The sequence below is a fragment of the Streptomyces musisoli genome (genome assembly GCF_016741855.1).
GTDB classification, from domain to species: domain Bacteria; phylum Actinomycetota; class Actinomycetes; order Streptomycetales; family Streptomycetaceae; genus Streptomyces; species Streptomyces musisoli.
Genome location: NZ_JAERRH010000094.1, coordinates 1 through 1,080, shown reverse-complemented (window position 1 = coordinate 1,080; position 1,080 = coordinate 1). Strand labels below are relative to the sequence as shown.

Annotated in this window: 1 protein-coding gene; it reads right to left on the bottom strand. The window is 75.5% G+C overall.

Annotated features, from left to right (window positions below; all coding sequences use genetic code 11):
- Window positions 1–307: 307 nt before the first annotated feature.
- Entirely contained in the window at window positions 308–895 is a 588-nt protein-coding gene (locus JK361_RS40595) for a L,D-transpeptidase family protein (RefSeq protein ID WP_307787459.1), read from the bottom strand.
- Between the last annotated feature and the right edge of the window lie 185 nt (window positions 896–1,080).

Here is a 1,080-nt window from a genome sequence, read left to right as displayed (position 1 = left end):
AAAACCCCACCCAAAACCCGCCCCCACCCCGGCCCCCACCCCCCGCTCGACCCCTCACCCACCCCCGAAGCAGGCCGGCCGGTCCTGGAGCGAGCCGGCTGCCGGGCCGCCCTCCCCCGAGGCGGGCCACCCACTCCCCGCAAGGGCAGGTCCCCCTCCCCCAGGCCCCCGGGCACGGGCCGGCCACCCCCCGGGGGGCCGCTACGGTGCCCCGCGGAACGTCGCCGCACGCTTCGGGGGCCGTGCCGGGACGCAGGCGGTCCCGCGGTGGCCCGCGCCCACCGGGGCACCGGCGGCCCCTGGGTCTTCAGGCCGCGAGGTGGGCGCGGTCCCCCATCACCACGACGGGCTGCCGTGCCGGGTCCAGGGTGCGCAGGAGGGTCTTCATGGCGGGTTCGGGGACGGTGACGCATGCGGAGGTGCCGTCGCCGTGGTCCATGTGGAGCCAGATCCCGCCGCCCTTCTCCACCCCGTCCGGGCGGCTCCAGTCGAACGGCGGAACGTCCTTGAGCCGGTTGTAGTCGATGGCGATGACGTAGTCGAAGTCATGGGCGTGGCTCTGCTCCGGGGGCAGCATGGTCGCGTAGGCGTGGTCGTCCCGCCAGTACCTCAGCCGGCTCCCGGGGTCGGCGAGCGTGCCGCCCGCGTCGGTGAGGGTGAACACGCCGGCAGGACTGCGCTCGTCGTCCATACGGTGGTCCTCCGTCCAGCCCAGCCTGCCGTTGTGCCCGGGCCAGCTCGCCGTCCGCACCCATGTGGAGTCCCGCTTCTGATAGAGCACGACGAGGCTGTCGGGGGAATCCCGGCGCTCGCCGTAGACGACCACCGCCTGCCCGGTACCGGCCGGCACCTCGCTCCACATCCGGTCCCCGACGCCCGGCAGCCGGCTGCCCACGGCTGACCGGGGTAGGCGGACGCCGCGCCGGGCGCGCCGCCGGACATCCTCCGCGCGGCCCCCTGGTCGCACGCCGTGGCGCCGGCCAGCAGGACGCCGCAGGCGAGAGCCGTGGATATGACGTGCCGTACACCGCCGCGCCGCACCGGCCGACGGCAGGACGGGGTCACCGTGAACATCCGCAT